Raw genomic sequence first — 21,238 nt, 5'->3', positions numbered from 1 at the left:
CCCGGACCGGGAATCGATACGATGCTCGCATGGTTGACCACGACGTGAGCGAGAAGAAGAGGCCGGGCATGCTGCTGCTCGCTCCGCTCGCCACGCGTCGCTCCGCATCCGCGCTGCTCGGCGCGTTCGGCTGCGGAGCCGCACGGCTGCACGTGGACCTGTGCCGCCTTTCCAGCGCCATCTGTCCGCGCTGCGCCGGCGCCTGACCCGGCCCGTACGGGCGCACGCCCCGCGCGACCCCCGCACCTCCCGCGTCACCCGACGCCCTCCCGGCCTGCCGACCGCCGTGCACCCGGGACGCACCGCATCCGCCACCGCACTCCCACAGGAGCACTCCCATGGCCATCGAGGTCCGAATCCCGACCATCCTGCGCACCTACACCGACGGCCAGAAGGCCGTCGAGGGCAGCGGAGACACCCTCGCCGACCTCTTCACCGACCTGGAGAGCCGGCACACGGGCATCCGCGAGCGCCTGGTCGACGGCGAGCAGCTGCGCCGCTTCGTGAACGTCTACCTCAACGACGAGGACGTCCGCTTCCTGGAGGGCATCTCCACCAGGCTCGCCGACGGCGACAACGTGACGATCCTCCCGGCGGTAGCAGGAGGTGCCGGGGCGCAGCCCCGTCCGGCAGGGGCGGTGGTCGGGCGGCGGGCGGGAGGCATGCGCTGATGCGTTACGACTCCCCGCTGGCGGCGGTCGGGAACACCCCTCTCGTCCGCCTCCCGCGCCTGTCACCCTCCGAGGACGTCCGTATCTGGGCGAAGCTGGAGGACCGCAACCCCACGGGCTCGGTCAAGGACCGGCCCGCGCTGCACATGATCGAACAGGCCGAGAAGGACGGCCGGCTCACCCCCGGCTGCACCATCCTCGAACCGACCAGCGGCAACACCGGCATCTCGCTCGCCATGGCGGCCAAGCTCAAGGGCTACCGCATCGTGTGCGTGATGCCGGAGAACACCTCCTCCGAGCGGCGCGAGCTGCTCGCCATGTGGGGCGCCGAGATCATCTCCTCACCCGCGGCCGGCGGCTCCAACACGGCCGTCAGGGTCGCCAAGGAGCTGTCCGCCGAGCACCCCGACTGGGTGATGCTCTACCAGTACGGGAACCCCGACAACGCCGGTGCGCACTACGCCACCACCGGCCCGGAGATCCTCGCCGACCTCCCCTCCGTGACCCATTTCGTGGCCGGTCTGGGCACCACCGGCACGCTCATGGGCGTCGGCCGCTATCTGCGCGAGCAGGTCCCCGGCGTCCAGATCGTCGCCGCCGAACCGCGCTACGACGATGTCGTCTACGGCCTGCGCAACCTCGACGAGGGCTTCATTCCCGAGCTCTACGACGAGTCCGTGCTCACCACCCGCTTCTCGGTCGGCTCCGAGGACGCGGTCCGCCGCACCCGCGAACTCCTCGCCGAGGAAGGCATCTTCGCGGGCATCTCCACCGGCGCGGCACTGCACGCCGCGATCGGCGTCGCCAAGAAGGCGGTCAAGGCGGGGCAGCCCGCCGACGTCGTCTTCGTGGTCGCCGACGGCGGCTGGAAGTACCTCTCCACCGGCGTCTACACCGCCGAATCGACCGAGGCCGCCATTGCCACCCTCCACGGCCAGCTCTGGGCGTAATACGGGGCGGAATTCCGGGATGCCCCCGGGTGAAGACCGGGGGCACTCCGCGGGAGGCGGCGGGCCGGCATCCGGCCGCGGCGGCACCGGTCCGTGCGTACGGGCGTACGGGCGTACGGGGCGACAGCCCAGACTGGTGATTCCGCCCACAGCTCGCCCCGCTGGAGGCACCACAGGACCTTTTGCGGCTTACGCTCGTGGGCACCGCACAGACCGCCAAGGATCCGGCACCATCCCGGCAGGGCCCGCCGGGACACCCGCACGGACCTTCCCCGAGCGCTCAACTGGGTTCGAGCAGGGGGAGGCTCCTGACCGCCGCCCCCGCCCACGGAGGTTCACGCCCGTATGAAGCTCACTGTCGTCGGATGCTCGGGGTCGTTCCCTTCCATGGAATCGGCCTGCTCGAGCTACCTCCTGGAGGCCGACGGCTTCAGGCTGCTTATCGACATGGGCAATGGCGCCCTGGGCGAGTTGCAGCGCCACTCCGGCCTCTATGACCTGGATGCCGTGCTCCTGTCGCATCTGCATGCGGACCACTGCATTGATTTGTGCGGCTATTTCGTCGTCCGCTACTACCGCCCGGACGGCGGGCGTTGTGCGCCGATGCCGGTCTACGGGCCGGCCGGCACCGAGCAGCGGCTGACCGCCGCACACGCCGATGTGCCGCACGACGGCGCGATGAGCGAGGTCTTCGGCTTCCGTACGCTGACCCCCGGCACCTTCACCATCGGCCCGTTCACGATCCGCACGGAACACGTCAGGCACCCGGTCGAGGCCTTCGGCTTCCGCATCGAGCACGGCGGCCGCACCCTGACGTACTCCGGCGACACCGGCCCCTGCGCGGCACTGGAGTCGCTCGCCGAGGGCGCCGACTTCTTCCTGTGCGAGGCGTCCTTCACGTACGGCAAGGAAGACATCCCGGACCTGCACCTCAACGGCCGGGAAGCAGGCGAGACCGCCCGGCGGGCCGGCGTCGGCCGCCTGGTGCTGACCCACATCCCGCCGTGGACCGACCCGGACATCAGCATCCGCGACGCCCAGAAGGTCTACGACGGCCCGGTCGAGGCGGCCAAGGCGGGCGCAATCTACGAGATCTGAGCGGCCCGGCGGGTGTGACCCGCCGCCCATGGCGAAGGCCCCCGGAATCGCAGGGATTCCGGGGGCCTCAGTTATGCCCAGGCGGTGGCGGCTCAGCCCTTGTACTGGGCCTTGTCCTCCGCGGCGATCTCCTCCTCGGGCTCGCGGCCCGGGGTCGGGAGGTTGAACTTGACGATCGCGAACCGGAACACGGTGTAGTACAGCGCCGCGAAGACCAGTCCCGTGAGGGCGAGCAGCCACGGCTTGGTGGCGATGCCGAGGTTCAGCGCGAAGTCGATGGCTCCGGCCGAGAAGCCGAAGCCGTCCTTCATCCCCAGCGCCCAGGTCAGCGCCATCGAGACACCGGTCAGCACCGCGTGGATGGCGTACAGCACCGGGGCGATGAACATGAACGTGAACTCGATCGGCTCGGTGACGCCGGTGATGAAGGCGGTCAGCGCGATGGAGAACATCATGCCGCCGACGACCTTGCGCCGCTCGGGCCGCGCGCAGTGCACGATCGCCAGGCAGGCGGCCGGCAGCGCGAACATCATGATCGGGAAGAAGCCGGTCATGAACTGTCCGGCCGAGGGGTCGTGGGCCAGGAAGCGGGCGATGTCGCCGTGCTTGCCGTCGTAGTCACCGGCCTGGAACCACGGGAAGGAGTTGAGCAGGTGGTGCATGCCGACCGGGATCAGCGCACGGTTGGCGACACCGAAGATGCCGGCGCCCACCGCGCCCGAACCGACGAGCCAGGCGCCGAAGCTGTGCAGCCCGGAACCGAGAACGGGCCAGATGTAGCCGAAGACGATGCCGATGACCAGACCGGCGAAGGCCGAGAGGATCGGCACCAGACGGCGCCCGCCGAAGAAGCCGAGCCAGTCCGGCAGCTTCTTGCGGCTGTAGCGCTGGTAGAGCAGCGCGACCACGATGCCCATCACGACGCCGCCCAGCACACCGGCGTCCACCGGCGGGGCGACGTTGGCTATCTTGCCGTCGACGACCTCCTGGACGGTGGGGAGGTTGGCGTCCTTGAAGGTGCCCAGCACCTGCTTGAAGACCAGGTAGCCGACGACCGCGGCCAGACCGGTGGAGCCGTCGGACTTCTTGGCGAAGCCGATCGCGATGCCCACGGCGAAGAGCATCGGCATGTTGTCGAGCAGGGCGCCGCCACCGGCCGCCATGAACTCGGCGATCTTGTTCAGGAAGGCGGGGAGGGACTCCCGGCCGAGCATGTCGGGCTGGCCGAGCCGCACCATCAGCGCCGCCGCCGGGAGCGTGGCGATCGGCAGCATCAGGCTGCGGCCGATGCGTTGGGCCACTGCCATGGCGCGGGAGCCGCGACCCTTTTTGTCGGGGGCCGCCGTAGCGGTGGCCGAACTCATCGGATTCCTCCTGGTGAGGCGGGCGCTCGAAGGGGGGTGGCCCGCGCTTGGTCTACGCCTTGGTCTACACCACTAGTGGTGTAGACCATTCTTAGCACGTAGTCCTGACATAAAGGAATCCATTCTTCCAAGTGGTGTGGACCACATGGCGACCGGCCCCTGGTCATCGGACACAGGGGCCGGCAAAGGCGTTCCGCGGGGCCGGGCGGCGGCCCATGTGCGGCCGCTTCCGGTGGCGTTCCGGTGGTGTTCCGGCGGGTTCCGGTGGTGCTACTTCACGTTGTCCCGCTCCATCGCGTCCCCCACCTCATCCGGCTCGCGGCCGGGCGTCGCCAGGTTGAATCTGGTGATCAGGAAGCGGAAGAGGGCGTAGTAGACCACCGCGAAACACAGGCCGATGGGAATGATCAGCCAGGGTTTGGTGGCCAGGCCCCAGTTGATGACGTAGTCGATCAGTCCCGCCGAGAAGCTGAAGCTGTCGTGGACCCCCAGCGCCCAGCTCACGCCCATCGACACACCCGTCAGCAGCGCGTGCAGTACATACAGCAGCGGCGCGACGAACAGGAACGAGTACTCGATCGGCTCGGTCACGCCCGTCACGAACGACGTCAGACCGACCGACAGCATCATGCCCGCGATCTCCTTGCGGCGATGCGGTTTGGCGCAGTGCGCGATCGCCAGCGCCGCGGCCGGCAGCGCGAACATCATGATCGGGAAGAACCCGGTGGTGAACTGGCCCGCATCCGGGTCGCCCGCCAGGAACCGGTTGATGTCACCGTGGACGACCGTGCCGTCCGGCTTGGTGAAGCTGCCGAACTGGAACCAGACGAAGGTGTTCAGGAACTGGTGCAGACCGATCACCAGCAGGGCGCGGTTGGCGACGCCGAAGATCCCGGAGCCCCATGCCCCCAGGCCCGACAGCCACTCACTGAAGCTCGTCAGCGCATCGCCGATCGGCTGCCACACGAACAGGCACAGCACCGCGAAGACCAGCCCGACGAAGGCCATGATGATCGGGACCAGCCGGCGGCCGTTGAAGAACCCCAGCCAGTCGACCAGCTTCACACGGTGGAAGCGCTGCCAGAGCCACGCGGTCAGGAATCCCATGACGATGCCGCCGAAGACCCCGGGGTTCTGGAAGGCGGCCTGGGTCACCGTATTGGTCTCGTCGAGGCACACCCCGCTCCACAGGCCCGCCTGGGTGTACGTCTGGCCCGCGGAGCAGCCCTGCGGGAACGCGTGCAGCACCGAGAAGTAGACGAGGAAACCGGTCACCGCCGCCAGCGCCGTCGACCCGTCCGACTTCTTGGCCATCCCGATCGCCACACCGACACAGAACAGCAGCGGCAGCCCGAGTCCGGAATCCAGCAGCGCACCGCCGGCGGCCGCGAACACCTTGCCGACCGCGTCCCAGCCCAGCCCGTCCGCGCCGAACACATCCGGCTGGCCAAGACGGTTGAGAATCCCCGCGGCGGGCAGGACGGCAATCGGCAGCTGGAGACTGCGCCCCATCTTCTGCAGGCCCTGGAAGAGGTTCGACGCCCAGTTCCTCCTCGGCGCCGCCGCTGCGTTCGCACTCATCCCTGTCCTCCCGGCGGCCGGCCCGCCGACAGCCGGCCCGGTGCTTGCCGCATACTGGTGGTGTAGACCACTTTCAGGGGGCGCGCCGCCGTCGGACTTCCGGCTGCCGGCGCGCACTCCGGTGATCGCCATCCTTCGTCAGACAGCGGACAAACGCCCACATAGTTGGGCTGAACGTGCGTTACGGTGTGAAAACCGCACGGCGGCACCGCCGGCGGCCGAGACAAGCAGGAGTGGACATGGCCAGCAAGGCTGAGAAGATCGTCGCCGGGCTCGGCGGACTCGACAACATCGAAGAGGTCGAGGGCTGCATCACCCGCCTCCGCACCGAGGTCGTGGACTCCTCCCTCGTCGACGAGGCCGCCCTGAAGGCCGCCGGCGCCCACGGCGTCGTCAAGATGGGCACCGCGATCCAGGTCGTCATCGGCACCGACGCGGACCCCATCGCCGCCGAGATCGAAGACATGATGTGAGCTGACCCCCGCTCACTCCCGAAGGCCCCGCCCCGGACACCACCGCCCCGGAGTGGGGCCCTCGCCGTTCCCGATAGGGTCTACGGCATGTCTCGCATCGACGGCCGCACCCCCGAACAGCTCCGCCCGGTCACCATCGAACGCGGCTGGAGCAAGCACGCCGAAGGCTCCGTCCTCATCTCCTTCGGCGACACCAAAGTCTTCTGCACCGCCTCCGTCACCGAAGGCGTCCCGCGCTGGCGCAAGGGCACCGGCGAAGGCTGGGTCACCGCCGAGTACTCGATGCTGCCCCGCTCCACCAACACCCGCGGCGACCGGGAATCCGTACGCGGCAAGATCGGTGGCCGCACCCACGAGATCAGCCGCCTCATCGGCCGCTCCCTGCGCGCCGTCATCGACTACAAGGCCCTCGGCGAGAACACCATCGTCCTGGACTGCGACGTCCTCCAGGCCGACGGCGGCACCCGCACCGCAGCCATCACCGGCGCCTACGTCGCCCTCGCCGACGCCATCACCTGGGCCCAGGACAAGAAGCTCATCCGCCACGGCCGCAAGCCCCTCACCGGCACCCTCTCCGCCGTCAGCGTCGGCATCGTCGACGGCACCCCCCTCCTCGACCTCTGCTACGAAGAGGACGTCCGCGCCGAGACCGACATGAACGTCGTCTGCACCGGCGACGGCCGCTTCGTCGAGGTCCAGGGCACCGCCGAGGCCGAGCCCTTCGCCCGCGACGAACTCAACGCCCTCCTCGACCTCGCTGTCGCCGGCTGCGCCGAACTCGACGGCGCCCAGCGAGCGGCACTGGCCCGCACGCTCTGAACGACCGCAGTGGTGCCACCGGCCCGCGCTCCGGGGAACCGGGGGGCGGGCCGGTGTGCGTTCCGTCTGGAGGGCGGGCCGCGCGAGGCCACGCCTCATGGGCCGGCTCCCGGAACCCCTGTGACCCTTTTCTCATGGAGTCTCCGGGTCTGGAAAAGCCACCGCGGCGCCCGCACTGTGGAGCCATGTCCACCACCGCTGCCACCGCGTCCCGCGCCCGCACCGGCGGGCCCAAGGACGACTCCCGGCTCCTGGAGCACGTCCTCGGCTGGACCCTGGTCGTCGTCCTCGCCATGCTGCTCACCCAGACCGGCCTCCTCTGACGGAGGGCCGCCGGGGGAGGGGCCGCGCCGCCGCCCGCTGACGGATGTCGCCCCTGGGCGCAACCAAAACAACCCCGCCCCGCGTTTCTTCCTTTGCCCGCACATTGCCAAGGGAAGGAAACCCGCGCCATGGCCCCCCGCACGCTCCCGCAGCGCCGCCGCGCCACCACCGCAGTCGCCGCGCTGGCGGCCGCCACCCTCGCGATACCGCTGCTCTCCGCCTGCGGAGCGGTCCAGAAGGCCATGGACTGCGCCAACACCGCCTCCTCCGTCGTCGACGCCGTCGACAAGCTCCAGCAGGCCGCGGACACCGCCGTCAGCGAGCCGCAGAAGACCCAGCAGGCCCTCGACGACATCGACAAGAACCTGCGCAAGCTCAGCAAGGAGACAAGCGACCCCGACCTGTCCAAGGCCATCGACAAGACGAACGACGGCATCAAGGCCGCGCGCAAGGACCTCGACAACAACAAGGCCCCCGACATCCAGCCGATCGTCGACGGCACCGGCCAGATGACCAAGATCTGCACCCCGGGGTAGTCGGCACAGCCGGGATAATCGGGTCCCATGCAGACTCACACCGACGGACCCTCCGCACGCCCCCGCCGCCTCATCCTCGCCACCCGTAACGCCGGCAAGGTCACGGAGCTCCGCGCGATCCTGGAGGCGGCCGACCTCGACATCGAACTCGTCGGCGCCGATGCCTACCCCGACGTTCCCGACGTCAAGGAAACCGGCGTCACCTTCGCCGAGAACGCCCTCCTGAAGGCCCACGCCCTCGCCCGGGCCACCGGCCACCCCGCCGTCGCCGACGACTCCGGCCTCTGTGTCGACGTCCTCGGCGGCGCGCCCGGCATCTTCTCCGCCCGCTGGGCCGGTACCCACGGCGACGACCAGGCCAACCTCGCCCTGCTCCTGGCCCAGCTCGGCGACATCGCCGACGAGCACCGCGGTGCCCACTTCGCCTGCGCCGCCGCCCTCGCCCTCCCCGACGGCACCGAACGCGTCGTCGAGGGCACCCTCGACGGCACCCTCCGCCACACCCCCACCGGCACCGGCGGCTTCGGCTACGACCCCATCCTCCAGCCCCTCGGCGACACCCGTACCTGCGCCGAACTGACCCCCACCGAAAAGAACGCGATTAGCCACCGCGGCCAGGCCTTCCGCGCGTTGGCCCCGGTGGTGCGGGAGCTGCTGGGCTGAGGCCGGCCCGTACATGAATGGCGAAGGCCCGGCCCCGCGCTTCGGCGGGGCCGGGCCTTCGAATCCGAGGTGTGCGGCCGGAGGGACTCGAACCCTCACGGGTGTTACCCCACTGGCACCTAAAGCCAGCATGACTGCCAATTCCATCACGGCCGCTTGCCACGGCCATGGTACTTGTTGGTCGGACGCAGCGTGAGGTCTACCGCTGGTGTCGGCCGCCCCGGCACCAAGTGTCGGTGACCGCGTGGCAGTTGGGGCAGAGAAACCGCAAATTCTCCTGACGGTCGTCACGCCAGTCGCCGTTGATGTGGTCGATCTCCAGAGTTATGGGCTTGCCATGCCATGCGGGGCCTGTCCCGCACTCGGCGCATCCCTCCGGCACGCCGACCTGCCGCAGCGCTCGCCGTAGCATCACGGTTCTTGTCCGGCGTTTCCCGCAGTGCTTCACGAGTATCTGCTCAGGACCCTTGACCGGGGTGGTCCCCGGCTTCCCGCGCATATGTGCCTGTCCCAGGAAGTGACTCGTGTCGATGCCGTGGTCGGATACCCACTGATGGAACAGCGCGCGACCGCGAGAGTTATCGGGCCTCTCCAGATACCGCAGGGCAGCGGCGATGGAAGAAGAGGCGCTGACGGCTTTCTGGAGGTCGTCCCGGCTGGGCCGGCGAAGATGAGTGGCGCGCCGTGCGACGGGCTTGAAGTGCGATACATCGATTCCGAAGTGCTCGAAGCGCCTGAACAGATGCCGCCGCAGCTGATGGTAGGAGTGGCCGCCGCAGAACGCGATGACTTCGTCAATGTCTGTGCAACGTCTTGCGGCCTCGGTCAACAGCGCCCGGGTGTAGCGGATGCGGTCGCTCATTGCGGCGCTCCGGTGTCCCGGGGGCAGACGCCCTTGTTGCGCCCCCGGTAGGTATCCGTGGCCGAGTGGCAGTTGGGGCACAGAAACCGAAGATTCTCCCGACAGTTGTTACGCCAGTTTCCGTCGATGTGATCGACCTCCAGCGGCAGCGGGCGATTACGCCAGACGGGCCCGGTACGGCAGACGGTGCAGCGCTCGTCCGCCCCGAGCGCGAGCATGGCAGCTTTGAGCCGGTGGCTCGGCATTCGTCGACCGGGGTTTTCTGCGTGCACGAGCAGCTCCTCGGGGCTGCACCGCCGACGAGCCTTGGTTTTCCTCCGGCCGACCGGAGAAAAGTGCGACGTATCGATCCCCAGGTTCTTGATGCGTCGGCTGATGTGGGTGTGCTGACCGCCTACGGGGTCGAGACCGAGCCGTCGTAAGACCTCGCACATGTTCGTCGACAGTGCCACCGCATCCTCGAGGCGCTCCTTGGCCCAGCGCGTTCCTTCACGCTCGAAGTGCGAAGTATCTACGCCCATCGACCTCATTCGGTCACGGAGGTACCGCCGCGAGGTCCCCTTCGGATCCACCCCGAGTTTGCGTAACGCCTCCGACATCGTCCGCGAGGAGGCGGCCGCCTCCTCCAGTCGCTCCCGGGTGTACGGACTGGCCGGCATGCTCCCCCCGTTCCGCGCACCGGGCCCACCCGTGCGCTCGTCGAACTGCACAACGATCGAACGCAGGGCCGGTTTCGCCGCGTCGGAAGGGGGTTCGGGAAAGAGGTTCGGAAAAGAGGCGAGGGCCCCGGGGAGAGATTCCCCGGGGCCCTCGGTGTCCTGTGCCGCAGGTCAGAAGCGGGGTTCCGCCGTCTGGGCCTCGATGAGTTCGACGGCTTCTTCCTTGGTGGCCACGGAGGGCGGGGAGCCTTCGAGGGGCTGTTGGGCGGTTTCCTTCATGCAGGCGACGGCGATGACGCCGACGAGGGCGGCGCCCATCGTGTAGTACGCGGGGACCATCACGTTCTGGTCGAAGACGTCCATCAGGGCGGTGATCACCAGGGGGGTGGTGCCGCCGAAGAGGGAGACGGCCAGGTTGTAGCCGATGGAGAGGGAGCCGTAGCGGACGTTGGTGGGGAAGAGGGCGGGGAGGGCGGCGGACATGGTGCCCAGGAGGCAGACCAGGGAGAGGCCGAGGAGGGCCATACCGGCACAGACCGCGGGGACGCTGCCCTGCTTGACGAGGAGGAAGGCCGGGATCGCGACGACGAAGAAGCCGACCATGCCGGTCATCAGCAGGGGCTTGCGGCCGTAGTGGTCGCTGAGCTTGCCGACGGTGCTGAGGATGCACATCAGGACGGCCATGGTGCCGAGGAGGATCAGCAGGCCGTGGGACTCCTCGTAGTGGAGGGTGTCCGTCAGGTAGGTCGGCATGTACGACAGCAGCATGTAGTCGGTGATGTTGTACGCGCCGACCAGGGCGATGCAGAGGATGAGGGTGGGCCACTGCTGGGAGAAGATCTCGCTGATCTTCTTCTTGGGGGCGTTCTCCGAGAGGTGGGAGAACTCGGCCTCGGCCTCGACGACCGAGCCGCCGGCGCTGTGGGTGTGCGCGGCCTCGAACTTCTGGAAGGCCGGGGTCTCGTCGAGCCTGACCCGGAGGTAGAGGCCCACCAGGCCGAGCGGACCGGCGATCAGGAACGGCAGGCGCCAGCCCCAGCTGAGCATGGCCTCGTCGCCGAGGGTGGTGTTGAGCAGCAGCACGATGCCGGCGGCGCCGGTGTAGCCGATGAGGGTGCCCATCTCCAGGAAGCTGCCGAAGTATCCGCGCTTCTTGTCGGGGGCGTACTCGGCGATGAAGGTGGAGGCGCCGCCGTACTCACCGCCGGTGGAGAAGCCCTGGATCAGGCGGAAGAGGATGAGCAGGGCGGGCGACCAGAAGCCGATGGTGGTGTAGGACGGGATCAGGCCGATGCAGAGGGTGCCCGCCGCCATCATGATCATGGTGAGGGCGAGGACCTTCTTGCGGCCGATGCGGTCGCCGAGCGGGCCGAAGTAGGCGCCGCCGAGGGGGCGTACGAGGAAGGCCACGGCGAAGGTCGCGAAGGACGACAGCAGGCTGGTGGTGTCGCTGCCGCCGGGGAAGAAGACCCTGCCGATGGTGACCGCGAGATAGCTGTAGATCCCGAAGTCGAACCACTCCATGGCGTTGCCGAGGGCGGCGGCTTTCACGGCGCGCCTGACGACGCGTTCGTCGGTGACGGTGATGTCGGTGCGCCGCAGTTTGGGGTTCTTGCGCCGGGCGACGGCACGGAAGAGCACCCGGTGGCGCTTGAGCGCTTCCCGGTCCTGCTCGGGAGCGGGGTCGGCTTCGGTGCTGCCGGTCGGCACGAGGCGGTCCTCTCGGTCGGTCAGCGCGGGGTGCGCGGTGGGATACGACAGGTGCGCCTGCGCAGTGGAGCGCGAATCAAACCACTCTGGCCGGAGGAATTGCGGTACGTCCTGCGCGGCTGGGCCGTCCGGAGCACCGGGGGCGGGGCGGTTGCGGGGCCGCGGCGGGGAGGCGCCAGGGGTGCGACGGGCCTTGTTACAGGACTGGTACACAGCCGAGTGGTCACCGCAGCGTTCAGGCAATCAGCCTGTGTGGCGGGGACGGGAGAGTGGCAACGCCGGGCGCGGCATTCGTGTTTGCTGTGGGGGGTACGGGGCGTCGTCCCCGGGAGGAGAGCGTGATGACGGACCGCGAAGGGGCCCGCTGGGTTCGGGGGCGTACCGCACTGGCGGCCTTTGTCGTGGTGACGGCGCTGGCGGCCGGCGGGGTGTGGTGCGTGCAGTCGTCGGGCCGGGCGTCGGCGGTGGACGCCGCGCCGAAGACGTCGGCGGTGCAGGACGTGAAGGATGACGGCCCGTCGTCCGGGGGGCTGCCGGGGGTCCGGGACTGCGGGCGCGGCAAGCCGGCGACCAAACCGCATGTGATCACGCTGACCTGCGAGGATGCCGAGATGGTGGCGACCGCGATCACGTGGAAGTACTACGGTGCGCGGGAGGCCCTGGGGGTGGGTGTGGTGCAGGTGGAGAAGTCGGACGCCGCGGCGGGCACGGAGGCCGGGTTCCCGGCGACCTTCCGCCTGCGGGACCCGGAGCGGGTCGGCGGGGAGCTGGCCTTCACCGGCCTGGAGGTCACGTACGAGGGGTCCACACCGCTCGGTGACACGACGGAGATGTACACCCTCGCGTGATGGGCATTCGAGGCCGGATCGCGCTGGCCATTTCCTGTATGACCGCGCTGGCCGTGGTGGTGCTCGGGTTTGCCGTGCACCACATAGCGGATGCGGAGCGGGAGCGGTCGGCGCGGGCCTATCAGGACGACCGGCTGAGTTCGGCGCTTCAGATCTACGAGCGGGACCGCACGCTGGCGCTGGGGGCGCAGCTGGACGCCGAGGCCCTGCCGTCGCCGTTGCGGGAGGCGGTGTTCCGGAACCAGTCGGGGACGTATGTCAGCGGTGGTGAGGATCCGCGGGTGTGGGCGGCGACCGGGGTCGGCGGCGGCGACGGGCGCAGGCCGACGCGGTCGCTGTCCGTCTCGGCGGCGTATCCGGATGACGATCCGGCGCAGCTGGCGCTGGACCGGGCGCTGCTGATCGCGGGGTGCGGCACGGTCACGCTGATGGCGGGGGTGTCGTGGTTCGTGGCGCAGCGGCTGTCGCGACGGCTGCGGCTGAGCGCGGCGGCGGCGCGGCGGATCGCGGCGGGTGCGGCGCCGGACGCGGACGCGCTGGCGAGCAACGGCCGGGACGAGGTGGCCGAGTTGGGCCGCAGTGTGCACCACATGGCGACGTCGCTGGCGGCGCGGGTGGAGGCGGAGCGGGAGTTCACCGCCGACGTGGCGCATGAGCTGCGGACGCCGGTGGCCGGGCTGGTGGCGGCGGCGGAACTGCTGCCGCAGCCGCGGGCGGTGGAGCTGGTGCGGGACCGGGCGCAGGCGATGCGGCGGCTGGTGGAGGACCTGCTGGAGGTGTCCCGGCTGGACGCGGGCGTGGAGCGGGCGGATGTGGACGCCTGCGAGCTGCCGTCACTGGTGCGCGGGATCGTCAAGCGGGCGGCGCGGCAGCGTGGGGTGGACGAGGTGTCGGTGACCGTGGAGGGGGAGCCGCGGATCGTGGAGACGGACCGGCGCCGGGTGGAGCGGGTGCTGGTGAATCTGCTGGCGAACGCGGCCAAGCACGGCAAGCCGCCGATCGAGGTGGTGGTGGCCGGTGCGCGGATCGTGGTGCGCGATCACGGTCCGGGCTATCCGGCGGAGTTGTGTGCCGAGGGGCCGCGGCGCTTCCGTACGGCCGCGCCGGAGCGGGGGACCGGGCACGGTCTGGGGTTGACGATCGCGGCCGGCCAGGCGGAGGTGCTGGGTGCGCGGCTGGACTTCGGCGCCGCCGCGGACGGCGGCGCCGAGGCCGTGCTGGAACTGCCGGACCGAGCGGTGGCACCGGCTCCCGAGGGCGCGTGTCCCTAAGGGCGGCCCCGTAGGGGACGGGCGGGCCCCCTCGGGGCCGTAACGCGGTGGCGGCAGGTGATGTTCCCGGCCGTGGCGCGTGGCGCGTGGCGCGTGGCGCGTGGCGCGTGGCGCGTGGCGCGTGGCGCGTGGCGCGTGGCGCGTGGCCACGGCCACAGTGGTGGCTACAGTCCCAGATCCTTGATGATCTTGGCGACGTGGCCGGTGGCCTTGACGTTGTAGAGGGCGCGCTCGACCTTGCCGTCCTCGTCGAGGATGACGGTGGAGCGGATGACGCCGGTGACGGTCTTGCCGTAGAGCTTCTTCTCGCCGAAGGCGCCGTAGGACTCCAGGACCGACTTGTCGGGGTCGCCGAGGAGGGTGACCTTGAGCTCTTCCTTCTCGCGGAACTTGGCGAGCTTCTCCGGCTTGTCGGGGGAGATGCCGATGACGTCGTAGCCGTGGCCGGCGAGGAAGTCGAGGTTGTCGGTGAAGTCGCAGGCCTGCTTGGTGCAGCCGGGGGTCAGGGCGGCCGGGTAGAAGTAGACAATGACCTTGCGGCCCTTGTGGTCGGCGAGCGAGACCTGCTTGCCGTCCGCGTCGGGCAGGGTGAAGGCCGGTGCGGTGTCGCCGGGCTGAAGTCGCTCGCTCATGCGCCCGCCTCACTTCGCTCGGCGCGCACGCATTCGCGATGCGCGCACCTTTCCATGATTCGCTCACTTCGCTCGCTCATGGTTCTCCTTCGCGTGGGTCCGTACGCCCCGACATTAGCCAGCCGGGGGACGGCATGGTGCCGGGGGCGTCCCGGCGCTGCGAAACGGGGGTGCTGTGGGGCGTGTGGGGGGCCGAGCTGACAGACTGTCCATGACGAATCGGCAGTCAGTGGTGTGGCCGGTTCCGTACGGGACCTCCAGTCCGGCCCCGTACGTACCGGCGCGAGACGACGGAGGCAGCGCGGTGGCGGAAGCCAGGACCCCGGCGCAGATCGAGGCGGACATCGTCCGCAGGCGGCAGGAGCTCGCCGTCACGCTCGACGAGATCGGTGTGCGGCTGCACCCGAAGACGATCATGGATGACGCGAAGGCCAGGGCGTCGGCCGCCGTGGACCGTACGGCGGGGCGGGCCTATGTGGCTGCCAACCGCGCGGTGACGGATGTGCGGGCGCAGCTGGTGTCGGAGGACGGGGCGCCGCGGCTGGAGCGGATCATTCCGGTGGCGATGATCGGCGTGGCCGTGGTGGGCCTGCTGACGCTGCGCGTCCGGCGGCGTCGCTAAGGCGCGTCCCGGGCGCCCGCGGTGCGTGCCGGGCGGCGCCGGGCAGGTACGGTCATGCCGTGAGCCCGAATAACACCAAGGACACCCACGACAAGCTGCCGATCCGGATGCTGCACGACCGTGTGCTGGTCCGGACGGACATCCCCGAGGGCGAGCGCCGCTCGACCGGGGGCATCGTCATTCCCGCGACCGCGGCGGTCGGCCGCCGGCTGGCCTGGGCCGAGGTGGTCGCGGTCGGGCAGAACGTGCGGACCGTGGAGGTCGGGGACCGGGTGCTGTACGACCCCGAGGACCGGGCCGAGGTCGAGGTGCGCGGGGTGGCCTACGTGCTGATGCGGGAGCGCGATCTGCACGCGGTGGCCGCGGAGCGGCTGGAGGGCGCGGAGGACTCGACCGGGCTGTATCTGTAGCCGGTCGGCCCCGGCCAGGGGTTCGTTCGTGCGGGCGGTGACCGGGGTCACCGCCCGTTTCGCTGCCTTTTGCTAGCCTCGGAAGCCACCCGACGAGACGCGCCGTACCGGGTCAGGACAAGACGACGCACCCCTGTTGAAGCTCTTTCGCGGAGGTGCCGTCATGGCCTGGATTCTGATCGTGGTCGCCGGTCTGCTGGAGGTCGGCTGGTCGGTGGGGATGAAGTACACCGACGGCTTCACCCGGCTGTGGCCCAGTGTGTTCACCGGCGCGGGCATCGTCGCCAGCATGCTGCTGCTCTCGTACGCCGCCCGGACCCTGCCGATCGGCACCGCCTACGGCGTGTGGGTCGGCATCGGGGCCGCCGGGGCGGCGGTGGTCGGCATGATGGTGCTCGGCGAGCCGGCCACCGCGGCCCGGATCTTCTTCATCTGTCTGCTGCTGGTCGCGGTGGTCGGGCTCAAGGCGACGTCGGGGCACTGACGCCCGGCCGGTCCGCGGACCGCTCCGGGCCCGTGCCGCTATCCGTCCCACCCCCACCCCATCTGCCGCTCCAGGACATCGCTCTGGGGCTGGACCGTGGGGAAGTCGTTGGTCGGGGGTGTGGTCGGTTCGGGCTCGGTGGGGGCGGTCGGGGTGGGCGGAGTGACCGTCGGCCGGGTGGGGCCGGTGGTGGGCGGCACGGGGCCGCCGGTGGGGGAGTCCGTCGGGTCGGTGGACGGGCTGTCCGAGGCGCCGGGCGACAGTGAATCGCTGCTGGAGGGCTCGGGCGAGGACGGCTCCGCGCCCGCCTCCAGCTGGAGATCGAAGTCGCGTACCGGGCGGCCTTCCAGTGCGGCCGCGGTGTAGTCGGCCCAGATCTGGGCGGGGTAGTCGCCGCCGTTGACCCGTGACAGGCCGCCCGCGCCGTACAGGGGCTCCTGTGCGGCGCTCTCCGGGTTCTGGCCCAGCACCGCGACGACGGTGGCGAGTTCGGGCGTGTAGCCCGCGAACCAGGCCGCCTTGTCCTCCTCGGCCGTGCCGGTCTTGCCGGCCGCGGGCCGCCCGGCGCCCTGGGCGGCGGTGCCGGTGCCGCCGTCGACGACGCCGCGCAGGATCGCGGTGGTGGTGTCGGCTGCGGCCCTGGGGACGGCCCGGGTCTCCTCGCGCTCGGGCAGTTCGATCTCCTCCTCGCTCTTGGTGACCTTGTCGACCAGGGTGTACGGCCGGTGGCTGCCGTGGTGGGCGAGGGTGGCGTAGACCTGGGTCATGTCCAGGACGCTGGGGGTGGCGGTGCCGAGAGAGACGGCGCCCTGGGAGGAGGCGAGGCTGGGGGTCCGGGCGGGGATGCCCAGGTCCACGGCGGTGGCCTTGACCTTGTCCGGGCCGACGTCGATACCCATCTGGGCGTAGACGGCGTTGACGGACTTGTCGGTGGCCTCGGTGACGGTGATCGGGCCGTAGGAGCGGTCGTCCTCGTTGGCGGGCGCGAAGCCGGTGGAGCGGCCGTGACTGACCGTCATCCGCTTGTTGGTGCCGTCGTAGACCGTGTTCGGGGTGATCCGGGTGCCGTCCTGGGTGGTGGAGCCGTGCGCCACGGCGGCGGCGAAGACGAGCGGCTTGAAGGTGGAGCCGACCTGGTAGTCCCGGCGGGTGGCGCCGTTGACGTACTGCTTGGCGTAGTCGATACCGCCGTAGAGGGCCACCACCCGGCCGCTCGCGGGGTCGATGGAGGCGCCGCCGGCCCGGACGTAGCGGTCGACCTTGCGGGAGTCGTCGAGCCGGTCCATCACCCGGGTGTTGACCGCCTTGACGAAGGCGTTCTGGCGCTTTCTGCCGATGGTGGTGGTGATGCGGTAGCCGCCGCCGCGCAGGGTGTCCTCGTCGAGGATGTGATGGTCGGAGAGGTAGTTCTTGACGGCCTCGACGAGGTAGCCGCGCTGCCCGGACAGTCCGGGGGACGCCTTGGCGCGCTTGGTCGAGGGGAACTCCAGCGCGTCCCGCTCGGCGCGGGTGAGCCACTTCTTCTTGACCATGCCGTCCAGCACGTAGTGCCAACGCGCCAGCACCCGCGGCCGGTTCTCGGGGTGGGAGGTGAGGTCGTAGGCGCTGGGGGCGTTGAGGAGGGACGCGAGATAGGCGCCCTGGGCGGTGGTCAGCTGCTCCGCGTCGCGGCCGTAGTAGGAGCGGGCGGCGGCCTGGATGCCGTAGGCGTTGCGGCCGTAGTAGCTGGAGTTGAGGTAGCCCTCCAGGATGTTGTCCTTGCTCACCTCGCGGTCCAGCTTGATGGCGATGAAGAACTCCTTGGCCTTGCGGGTGAGGGTCTGTTCCTGGCCGAGGTAGTAGTTCTTCACGTACTGCTGGGTGATGGTGGAGCCGGACTGCTTGCCCTTGCCGGTCAGGGTGTTCCAGGCGGCCCGGACCATCGCGGCGGGGTCGACCGCGGATTCGGAGTAGAAGTCGCGGTCCTCGGCGGCGAGTACGGCCTGCTGGACGGACCTGGGGATCTGGCTGAGGGTGACGTTCTGCCGGTTGACCTCACCGTCGTGGGCCAGCTCGGAGCCGTCGGAGTAGAGGTAGATGTTGCTCTGGGCCTTGGCGGCGCTGTTCGCCGGCGGGATGCCGACGAGCAGATAGCCGGCGATCATCCCGCCGACGACGAGCAGCAGGAACAGCAGCCCGCTGCCCAGCACCGTGCGCCAGGTGGGGAGGGCACGGCGCCAGCCCGTGCGTGGTCCGCTCATGTCGGTATGGACTCCTCGGCCGCCGCCGGAGGTTGTACTGCGGCGGACGGTGTCGTGTCGGGGGATTGCGCGCGGTACGCCGGGAGAGCAACTGCCGCCCGCGGGGAAACTCTCGCATCATGCGTCCCGGTCAGCGGACGTGGCGCGCACCGGAGACCGCCACCTGACCGGCTGAATGGCGCCCACGGCTCACCCGAAGCGGTGATAATTCGATGGTGCCCGCCGTGCCCACGACTTAGGCTCCGGTGCTTTGCGCGTCCGACGAGAACGGGGCTGGGGGGGGGAACGCGGCGTGGTATACGCGGCGGTGGCGGCCGGCAGCTTCCGGCGGTACGCCACCTATCGGATCGCCACCGTGGCGGGGGTGTTCACCAACACCGTCTTCGGCTTCATCGTCGCCTACACGTATATCGCGCTGTGGGACGAGCGGCCGCATCTGGGCGGCTACGACCAGGCGCAGGCGCTGACCTTCGTGTGGACCGCGCAGGCGCTGCTGGCCACCGCGGCGCTGATGGGCGGCGGCGGGCTGGACGAGCTCCAGGAGCGGATCCGTACGGGCGATATCGCGGTGGACCTCTACCGGCCCGCGGATCTCCAGCTGTGGTGGCTGGCCGCGGATCTGGGGCGGGCCGGGCTCCAGCTGCTCGGCCGCGGGGTGGCGCCGATGGCGGTGGGCGCCATGGTCTTCCCGCTGGCGCTGCCCGGTGACGCGCTGACCTGGGGCTGCTTTCTGCTGTCGGTGCTGTTCGGGGTGCTGGTGAGTTTCGCGCTGCGGTATCTCGTGGCGCTGGCCTCGTTCTGGCTCCTCGACGGTTCGGGGCTGGCCCTGATCAGTGGGCTGGCCTGCATGTTCTTCACGGGGATGGTGCTGCCGCTGCGGGTCTTCCCGGGCGGGCTCGGGGAGGTCGTCCAGCTGCTGCCGTGGGCGGCGATCCTTCAGGTGCCGGCCGATGTGCTGATGGGTGTCCGCAGCGGCGACGGGCTGGTACGGGGGCTGGTGTTCCAGGCGGGGTGGGCGGGGGCGCTGCTGGCGCTGGGCCGGCTGGTGCAGTCGGCGGCGACCCGCAAGGTGGTGGTGCACGGTGGCTAGCGGGCGGACGGCGGTGGAGCCCCGGGCCGGGCGCGGGCGGGCGGCGGAGGTGGCGCGGGGGCTGGCCGCCTACGGGCTGATCGTCCGGATGTGGGTGCGCTCCACCCTCGCCTACCGGACCTCGTTCGTGATGATGACGGTCGGCAACTTCGCCGCCAACGGCCTCGACTTCGTCGCGATCATGCTGATGTTCTCGCAGATCAAGTCCCTCGGCGGCTTCACCCTGCCCGAAGTGGCCTTCCTCTACGGGACGTCCGGGATCGCGCTGGGTCTGGCGGATCTGCTGCTGGGCAGCATCGAGGGGCTGGGCCGGCGGATCCGGGACGGCACCCTCGACACGCTGCTGCTACGCCCCGTACCGGTGTTCGCGCAGATCGCGGCGGACCGCTTCGCGCTGCGCCGGGCGGGCCGGATCACCCAGGCGCTGCTGGTGCTCGGCTGGGCGCTGCCCCGTATCGAGGTGGACTGGACGGTGGGGCGGGTGCTGATGGTGCCGCTGATGGCGGTGTGCGGCACGGCCATCTTCGCGGCGGTCTTCACCGCCGGGGCCGCCTTCCAGTTCTGGGCGCAGGACGCGGCCGAGGTGCAGAACTCCTTCACCTACGGCGGCAACGCGCTGCTCCAGTACCCGCCGACGGTGTTCGCCAAGGAGCTGGTGCGCGGGGTCACCTACCTCGTGCCGCTGGCCTTTGTGAACTGGCTGCCCGCGCTGCGGCTGCTGGGCCACCCCGACCCGCTGGGGCTGCCGGGCTGGGTGGACTTCCTGGGGCCGGTGGTGGCGGCGCTGATGTGTACGGGGGCCGGGCTGGCGTGGCGGCTGGGGCTGCGGGGGTACCGGAGCACCGGCAGCTGAGGGCGCCTCACGGGGCGGACCGCGAACGGACGACGAAGGAGTGGGTGGGATGAGCGGTGCTGCCGCCGCGGAGCAGCTGATCGAGGTCGACGGCGTCGAGAAGGTCTTCTCGGTGCGGCGCAAGGCGGGCCGGCTGCGGCGGGTGCGGCAGGAGGTCCGGGCCGTGGACGGTATCTCCTTCCGGGTGCCGCGCGGCGAGATGGTCGGCTACATCGGGCCGAACGGCGCCGGGAAGTCCACCACCATCAAGATGCTGACGGGCATCCTCGTCCCCAGCGGCGGCCGGCTGCGGATCGCCGGTATCGACCCCGCGCGGGAGCGGACCCGGCTCGCCCGCCGGATCGGGGTGGTCTTCGGGCAGCGCACCACGCTGTGGTGGGACCTGCCGCTGAAGGACTCCTACGAGCTGGTGCGGCGGATGTACCGGGTCCCGGACTCCACCTACCGCGCCAACCTGGAGCGCTGTGTCGACCTGCTGGACCTGGGCCCGCTGCTGACCGTGCCCGTACGGCAGTTGTCGCTGGGGCAGCGGATGCGCGGCGATATCGCGGCGGCGCTGCTGCACGACCCCGAGGTGCTGTATCTGGACGAGCCGACCATCGGCCTCGATGTGATCAGCAAGGCGAAGGTGCGGGAGTTCCTGCGCGAGGTGAACACCGAGCGGGGCACCACGGTCCTGCTGACCACCCATGACCTCACCGACATCGAGCAGTTGTGCCGCCGGGTGATGGTCATCGACCACGGCCGTCTGGTGTACGACGGCGGTCTCGACGGGCTGCGGGCGGCCGGTGACGGCGAGCGGACGCTGGTGGTGGACCTGGCGCGGGAACTGCCGCCGATCGACGGCGTACCGGGCGCCCGTACGGTCCGGGTGGACGGGCCCCGGCAGTGGCTGGCGTTCCCGGCGTCGCAGAGCGCGGCGCCGCTGGTCGCGGCGGTCGCTGCACGCTATCCCCTGGTGGATCTGTCGGTGCGGGAGCCGGACATCGAGACCCTGATCGCCGAGCTGTACGCGAACGGCGGGACCCGGTGGGATGTCGCGGAGGACGGGGGCAAGGCGGGTGACGCCCTCTAATGT

24 protein-coding genes, 1 tRNA gene and 1 riboswitch are annotated in these 21,238 nt (G+C 70.3%); of the genes, 17 read left to right on the top strand and 8 right to left on the bottom strand.

Annotated features, from left to right (window positions below; all coding sequences use genetic code 11):
• Window positions 1–29: 29 nt before the first annotated feature.
• The 4 genes from QT196_RS15110 to QT196_RS15095 all read left to right on the top strand — a co-directional run bounded on the left by QT196_RS15110 (window position 30) and on the right by QT196_RS15095 (window position 2,719).
• Window positions 30–206, top strand: coding sequence for a putative leader peptide (locus QT196_RS15110; protein WP_318297597.1), 177 nt, complete (start codon window positions 30–32; stop codon window positions 204–206).
• A 132-nt stretch (window positions 207–338) separates the two neighbouring features.
• A complete protein-coding gene (locus tag QT196_RS15105; RefSeq protein WP_290355068.1) occupies window positions 339–671 on the top strand; it encodes a MoaD/ThiS family protein in 333 nt (110 codons plus the stop codon).
• Window positions 671–1,621, top strand: coding sequence for a cysteine synthase (locus QT196_RS15100; RefSeq protein ID WP_235468591.1), 951 nt, complete (start codon window positions 671–673; stop codon window positions 1,619–1,621). The genes QT196_RS15105 and QT196_RS15100 overlap by 1 nt, the downstream gene beginning before the upstream one ends.
• Before the next feature lie 345 nt (window positions 1,622–1,966).
• Window positions 1,967–2,719, top strand: a complete 753-nt coding sequence (locus tag QT196_RS15095; RefSeq protein WP_168479284.1) for an MBL fold metallo-hydrolase — start codon at window positions 1,967–1,969, stop codon at window positions 2,717–2,719.
• Between the two features lie 92 nt (window positions 2,720–2,811).
• Here the strand turns inward: QT196_RS15095 and QT196_RS15090 are convergent, their stop codons facing one another.
• Complete coding sequence (locus QT196_RS15090) at window positions 2,812–4,083, bottom strand: PTS transporter subunit EIIC (RefSeq protein ID WP_168479283.1); 1,272 nt, start codon at window positions 4,081–4,083, stop codon at window positions 2,812–2,814.
• 270 nt (window positions 4,084–4,353) lie between these two features.
• A complete protein-coding gene (locus QT196_RS15085; protein ID WP_290355067.1) occupies window positions 4,354–5,664 on the bottom strand; it encodes a PTS transporter subunit EIIC in 1,311 nt (436 codons plus the stop codon).
• 239 nt (window positions 5,665–5,903) lie between these two features.
• Between QT196_RS15085 and QT196_RS15080 the strand changes: the two genes are divergently transcribed.
• The 5 genes from QT196_RS15080 (at window position 5,904) to rdgB (ending at window position 8,479) form a co-directional block, all read left to right on the top strand.
• On the top strand, window positions 5,904–6,137 hold the full coding sequence (locus tag QT196_RS15080; protein ID WP_018091307.1) for a PTS glucose/sucrose transporter subunit IIB: 234 nt from the start codon (window positions 5,904–5,906) through the stop codon (window positions 6,135–6,137).
• An 87-nt stretch (window positions 6,138–6,224) separates the two neighbouring features.
• Entirely contained in the window at window positions 6,225–6,956 is a 732-nt protein-coding gene (rph, locus tag QT196_RS15075) for a ribonuclease PH (RefSeq protein ID WP_168479281.1), read from the top strand.
• Window positions 6,957–7,141: 185 nt separating this feature from the next.
• Entirely contained in the window at window positions 7,142–7,279 is a 138-nt protein-coding gene (locus QT196_RS15070; protein ID WP_107429536.1) for an SCO1431 family membrane protein, read from the top strand.
• A gap of 129 nt (window positions 7,280–7,408) precedes the next feature.
• Complete coding sequence (locus QT196_RS15065; RefSeq protein WP_168479280.1) at window positions 7,409–7,816, top strand: hypothetical protein; 408 nt, start codon at window positions 7,409–7,411, stop codon at window positions 7,814–7,816.
• A gap of 27 nt (window positions 7,817–7,843) precedes the next feature.
• A complete protein-coding gene (rdgB, locus tag QT196_RS15060) occupies window positions 7,844–8,479 on the top strand; it encodes an RdgB/HAM1 family non-canonical purine NTP pyrophosphatase (protein WP_266731256.1) in 636 nt (211 codons plus the stop codon).
• A gap of 72 nt (window positions 8,480–8,551) precedes the next feature.
• Here the strand turns inward: rdgB and QT196_RS15055 are convergent.
• The 4 genes from QT196_RS15055 to QT196_RS15040 form a co-directional block, all read right to left on the bottom strand.
• Window positions 8,552–8,635: transfer RNA gene (locus QT196_RS15055), tRNA-Leu, on the bottom strand.
• Between the two features lie 43 nt (window positions 8,636–8,678).
• On the bottom strand, window positions 8,679–9,341 hold the full coding sequence (locus tag QT196_RS15050) for an HNH endonuclease (protein ID WP_290355066.1): 663 nt from the start codon (window positions 9,339–9,341) through the stop codon (window positions 8,679–8,681).
• Complete coding sequence (locus QT196_RS15045) at window positions 9,338–10,000, bottom strand: HNH endonuclease signature motif containing protein (RefSeq protein WP_168479277.1); 663 nt, start codon at window positions 9,998–10,000, stop codon at window positions 9,338–9,340. Before QT196_RS15045 ends, QT196_RS15050 begins: the two co-directional genes overlap by 4 nt.
• Window positions 10,001–10,171: 171 nt before the next feature.
• The gene (locus QT196_RS15040; RefSeq protein ID WP_290355065.1) at window positions 10,172–11,710 is read right to left on the bottom strand and encodes an MFS transporter; all 1,539 of its coding nucleotides are present in this window, start codon (window positions 11,708–11,710) and stop codon (window positions 10,172–10,174) included.
• A gap of 341 nt (window positions 11,711–12,051) precedes the next feature.
• Here QT196_RS15040 and QT196_RS15035 point away from each other — a divergent pair, with 341 nt between their 5' ends.
• Window positions 12,052–12,558: a hypothetical protein gene (locus QT196_RS15035; protein ID WP_168479275.1), complete on the top strand. Its 507-nt coding sequence runs from the start codon at window positions 12,052–12,054 to the stop codon at window positions 12,556–12,558.
• Window positions 12,558–13,829: a HAMP domain-containing sensor histidine kinase gene (locus QT196_RS15030; protein WP_168479274.1), complete on the top strand. Its 1,272-nt coding sequence runs from the start codon at window positions 12,558–12,560 to the stop codon at window positions 13,827–13,829. Before QT196_RS15035 ends, QT196_RS15030 begins: the two co-directional genes overlap by 1 nt.
• A gap of 164 nt (window positions 13,830–13,993) precedes the next feature.
• Here the strand turns inward: QT196_RS15030 and bcp are convergent, their stop codons facing one another.
• On the bottom strand, window positions 13,994–14,461 hold the full coding sequence (bcp, locus tag QT196_RS15025; RefSeq protein WP_168479273.1) for a thioredoxin-dependent thiol peroxidase: 468 nt from the start codon (window positions 14,459–14,461) through the stop codon (window positions 13,994–13,996).
• 304 nt (window positions 14,462–14,765) lie between these two features.
• Here bcp and QT196_RS15020 point away from each other — a divergent pair, with 304 nt between their 5' ends.
• From QT196_RS15020 to QT196_RS15010, 3 genes are all read left to right on the top strand, one after another.
• On the top strand, window positions 14,766–15,083 hold the full coding sequence (locus QT196_RS15020) for a DUF3618 domain-containing protein (RefSeq protein ID WP_168479272.1): 318 nt from the start codon (window positions 14,766–14,768) through the stop codon (window positions 15,081–15,083).
• A 107-nt stretch (window positions 15,084–15,190) separates the two neighbouring features.
• Window positions 15,191–15,493: a co-chaperone GroES gene (locus QT196_RS15015; protein WP_042155576.1), complete on the top strand. Its 303-nt coding sequence runs from the start codon at window positions 15,191–15,193 to the stop codon at window positions 15,491–15,493.
• A 66-nt stretch (window positions 15,494–15,559) separates the two neighbouring features.
• Window positions 15,560–15,625: riboswitch (guanidine-III (ykkC-III) riboswitch) on the top strand.
• 31 nt (window positions 15,626–15,656) lie between these two features.
• Entirely contained in the window at window positions 15,657–15,977 is a 321-nt protein-coding gene (locus QT196_RS15010) for a multidrug efflux SMR transporter (protein WP_168479271.1), read from the top strand.
• 38 nt (window positions 15,978–16,015) lie between these two features.
• Here the strand turns inward: QT196_RS15010 and QT196_RS15005 are convergent, their stop codons facing one another.
• Window positions 16,016–18,217 carry a transglycosylase domain-containing protein gene (locus QT196_RS15005; protein WP_266731245.1) on the bottom strand — a complete coding sequence of 734 codons (2,202 nt, stop codon included), beginning with the start codon at window positions 18,215–18,217 and terminating at the stop codon, window positions 16,016–16,018.
• Between the two features lie 292 nt (window positions 18,218–18,509).
• Between QT196_RS15005 and QT196_RS15000 the strand changes: the two genes are divergently transcribed.
• The 3 genes from QT196_RS15000 (at window position 18,510) to QT196_RS14990 (ending at window position 21,235) form a co-directional block, all read left to right on the top strand.
• The gene (locus QT196_RS15000) at window positions 18,510–19,307 is read left to right on the top strand and encodes an ABC-2 family transporter protein (protein ID WP_266731243.1); all 798 of its coding nucleotides are present in this window, start codon (window positions 18,510–18,512) and stop codon (window positions 19,305–19,307) included.
• An 88-nt stretch (window positions 19,308–19,395) separates the two neighbouring features.
• Window positions 19,396–20,160 carry an ABC transporter permease gene (locus QT196_RS14995; protein WP_248001606.1) on the top strand — a complete coding sequence of 255 codons (765 nt, stop codon included), beginning with the start codon at window positions 19,396–19,398 and terminating at the stop codon, window positions 20,158–20,160.
• A gap of 49 nt (window positions 20,161–20,209) precedes the next feature.
• Complete coding sequence (locus QT196_RS14990) at window positions 20,210–21,235, top strand: ATP-binding cassette domain-containing protein (protein WP_168479268.1); 1,026 nt, start codon at window positions 20,210–20,212, stop codon at window positions 21,233–21,235.
• Window positions 21,236–21,238: the final 3 nt, after the last annotated feature.

The sequence above is a fragment of the Streptomyces sp. P9-2B-2 genome (genome assembly GCF_030406865.1).
In the GTDB taxonomy this organism is placed as follows: domain Bacteria; phylum Actinomycetota; class Actinomycetes; order Streptomycetales; family Streptomycetaceae; genus Streptomyces; species Streptomyces platensis.
Note: the sequence above shows the minus strand (reverse complement) of the source record. Positions and strands in the feature narration are given on the sequence as shown.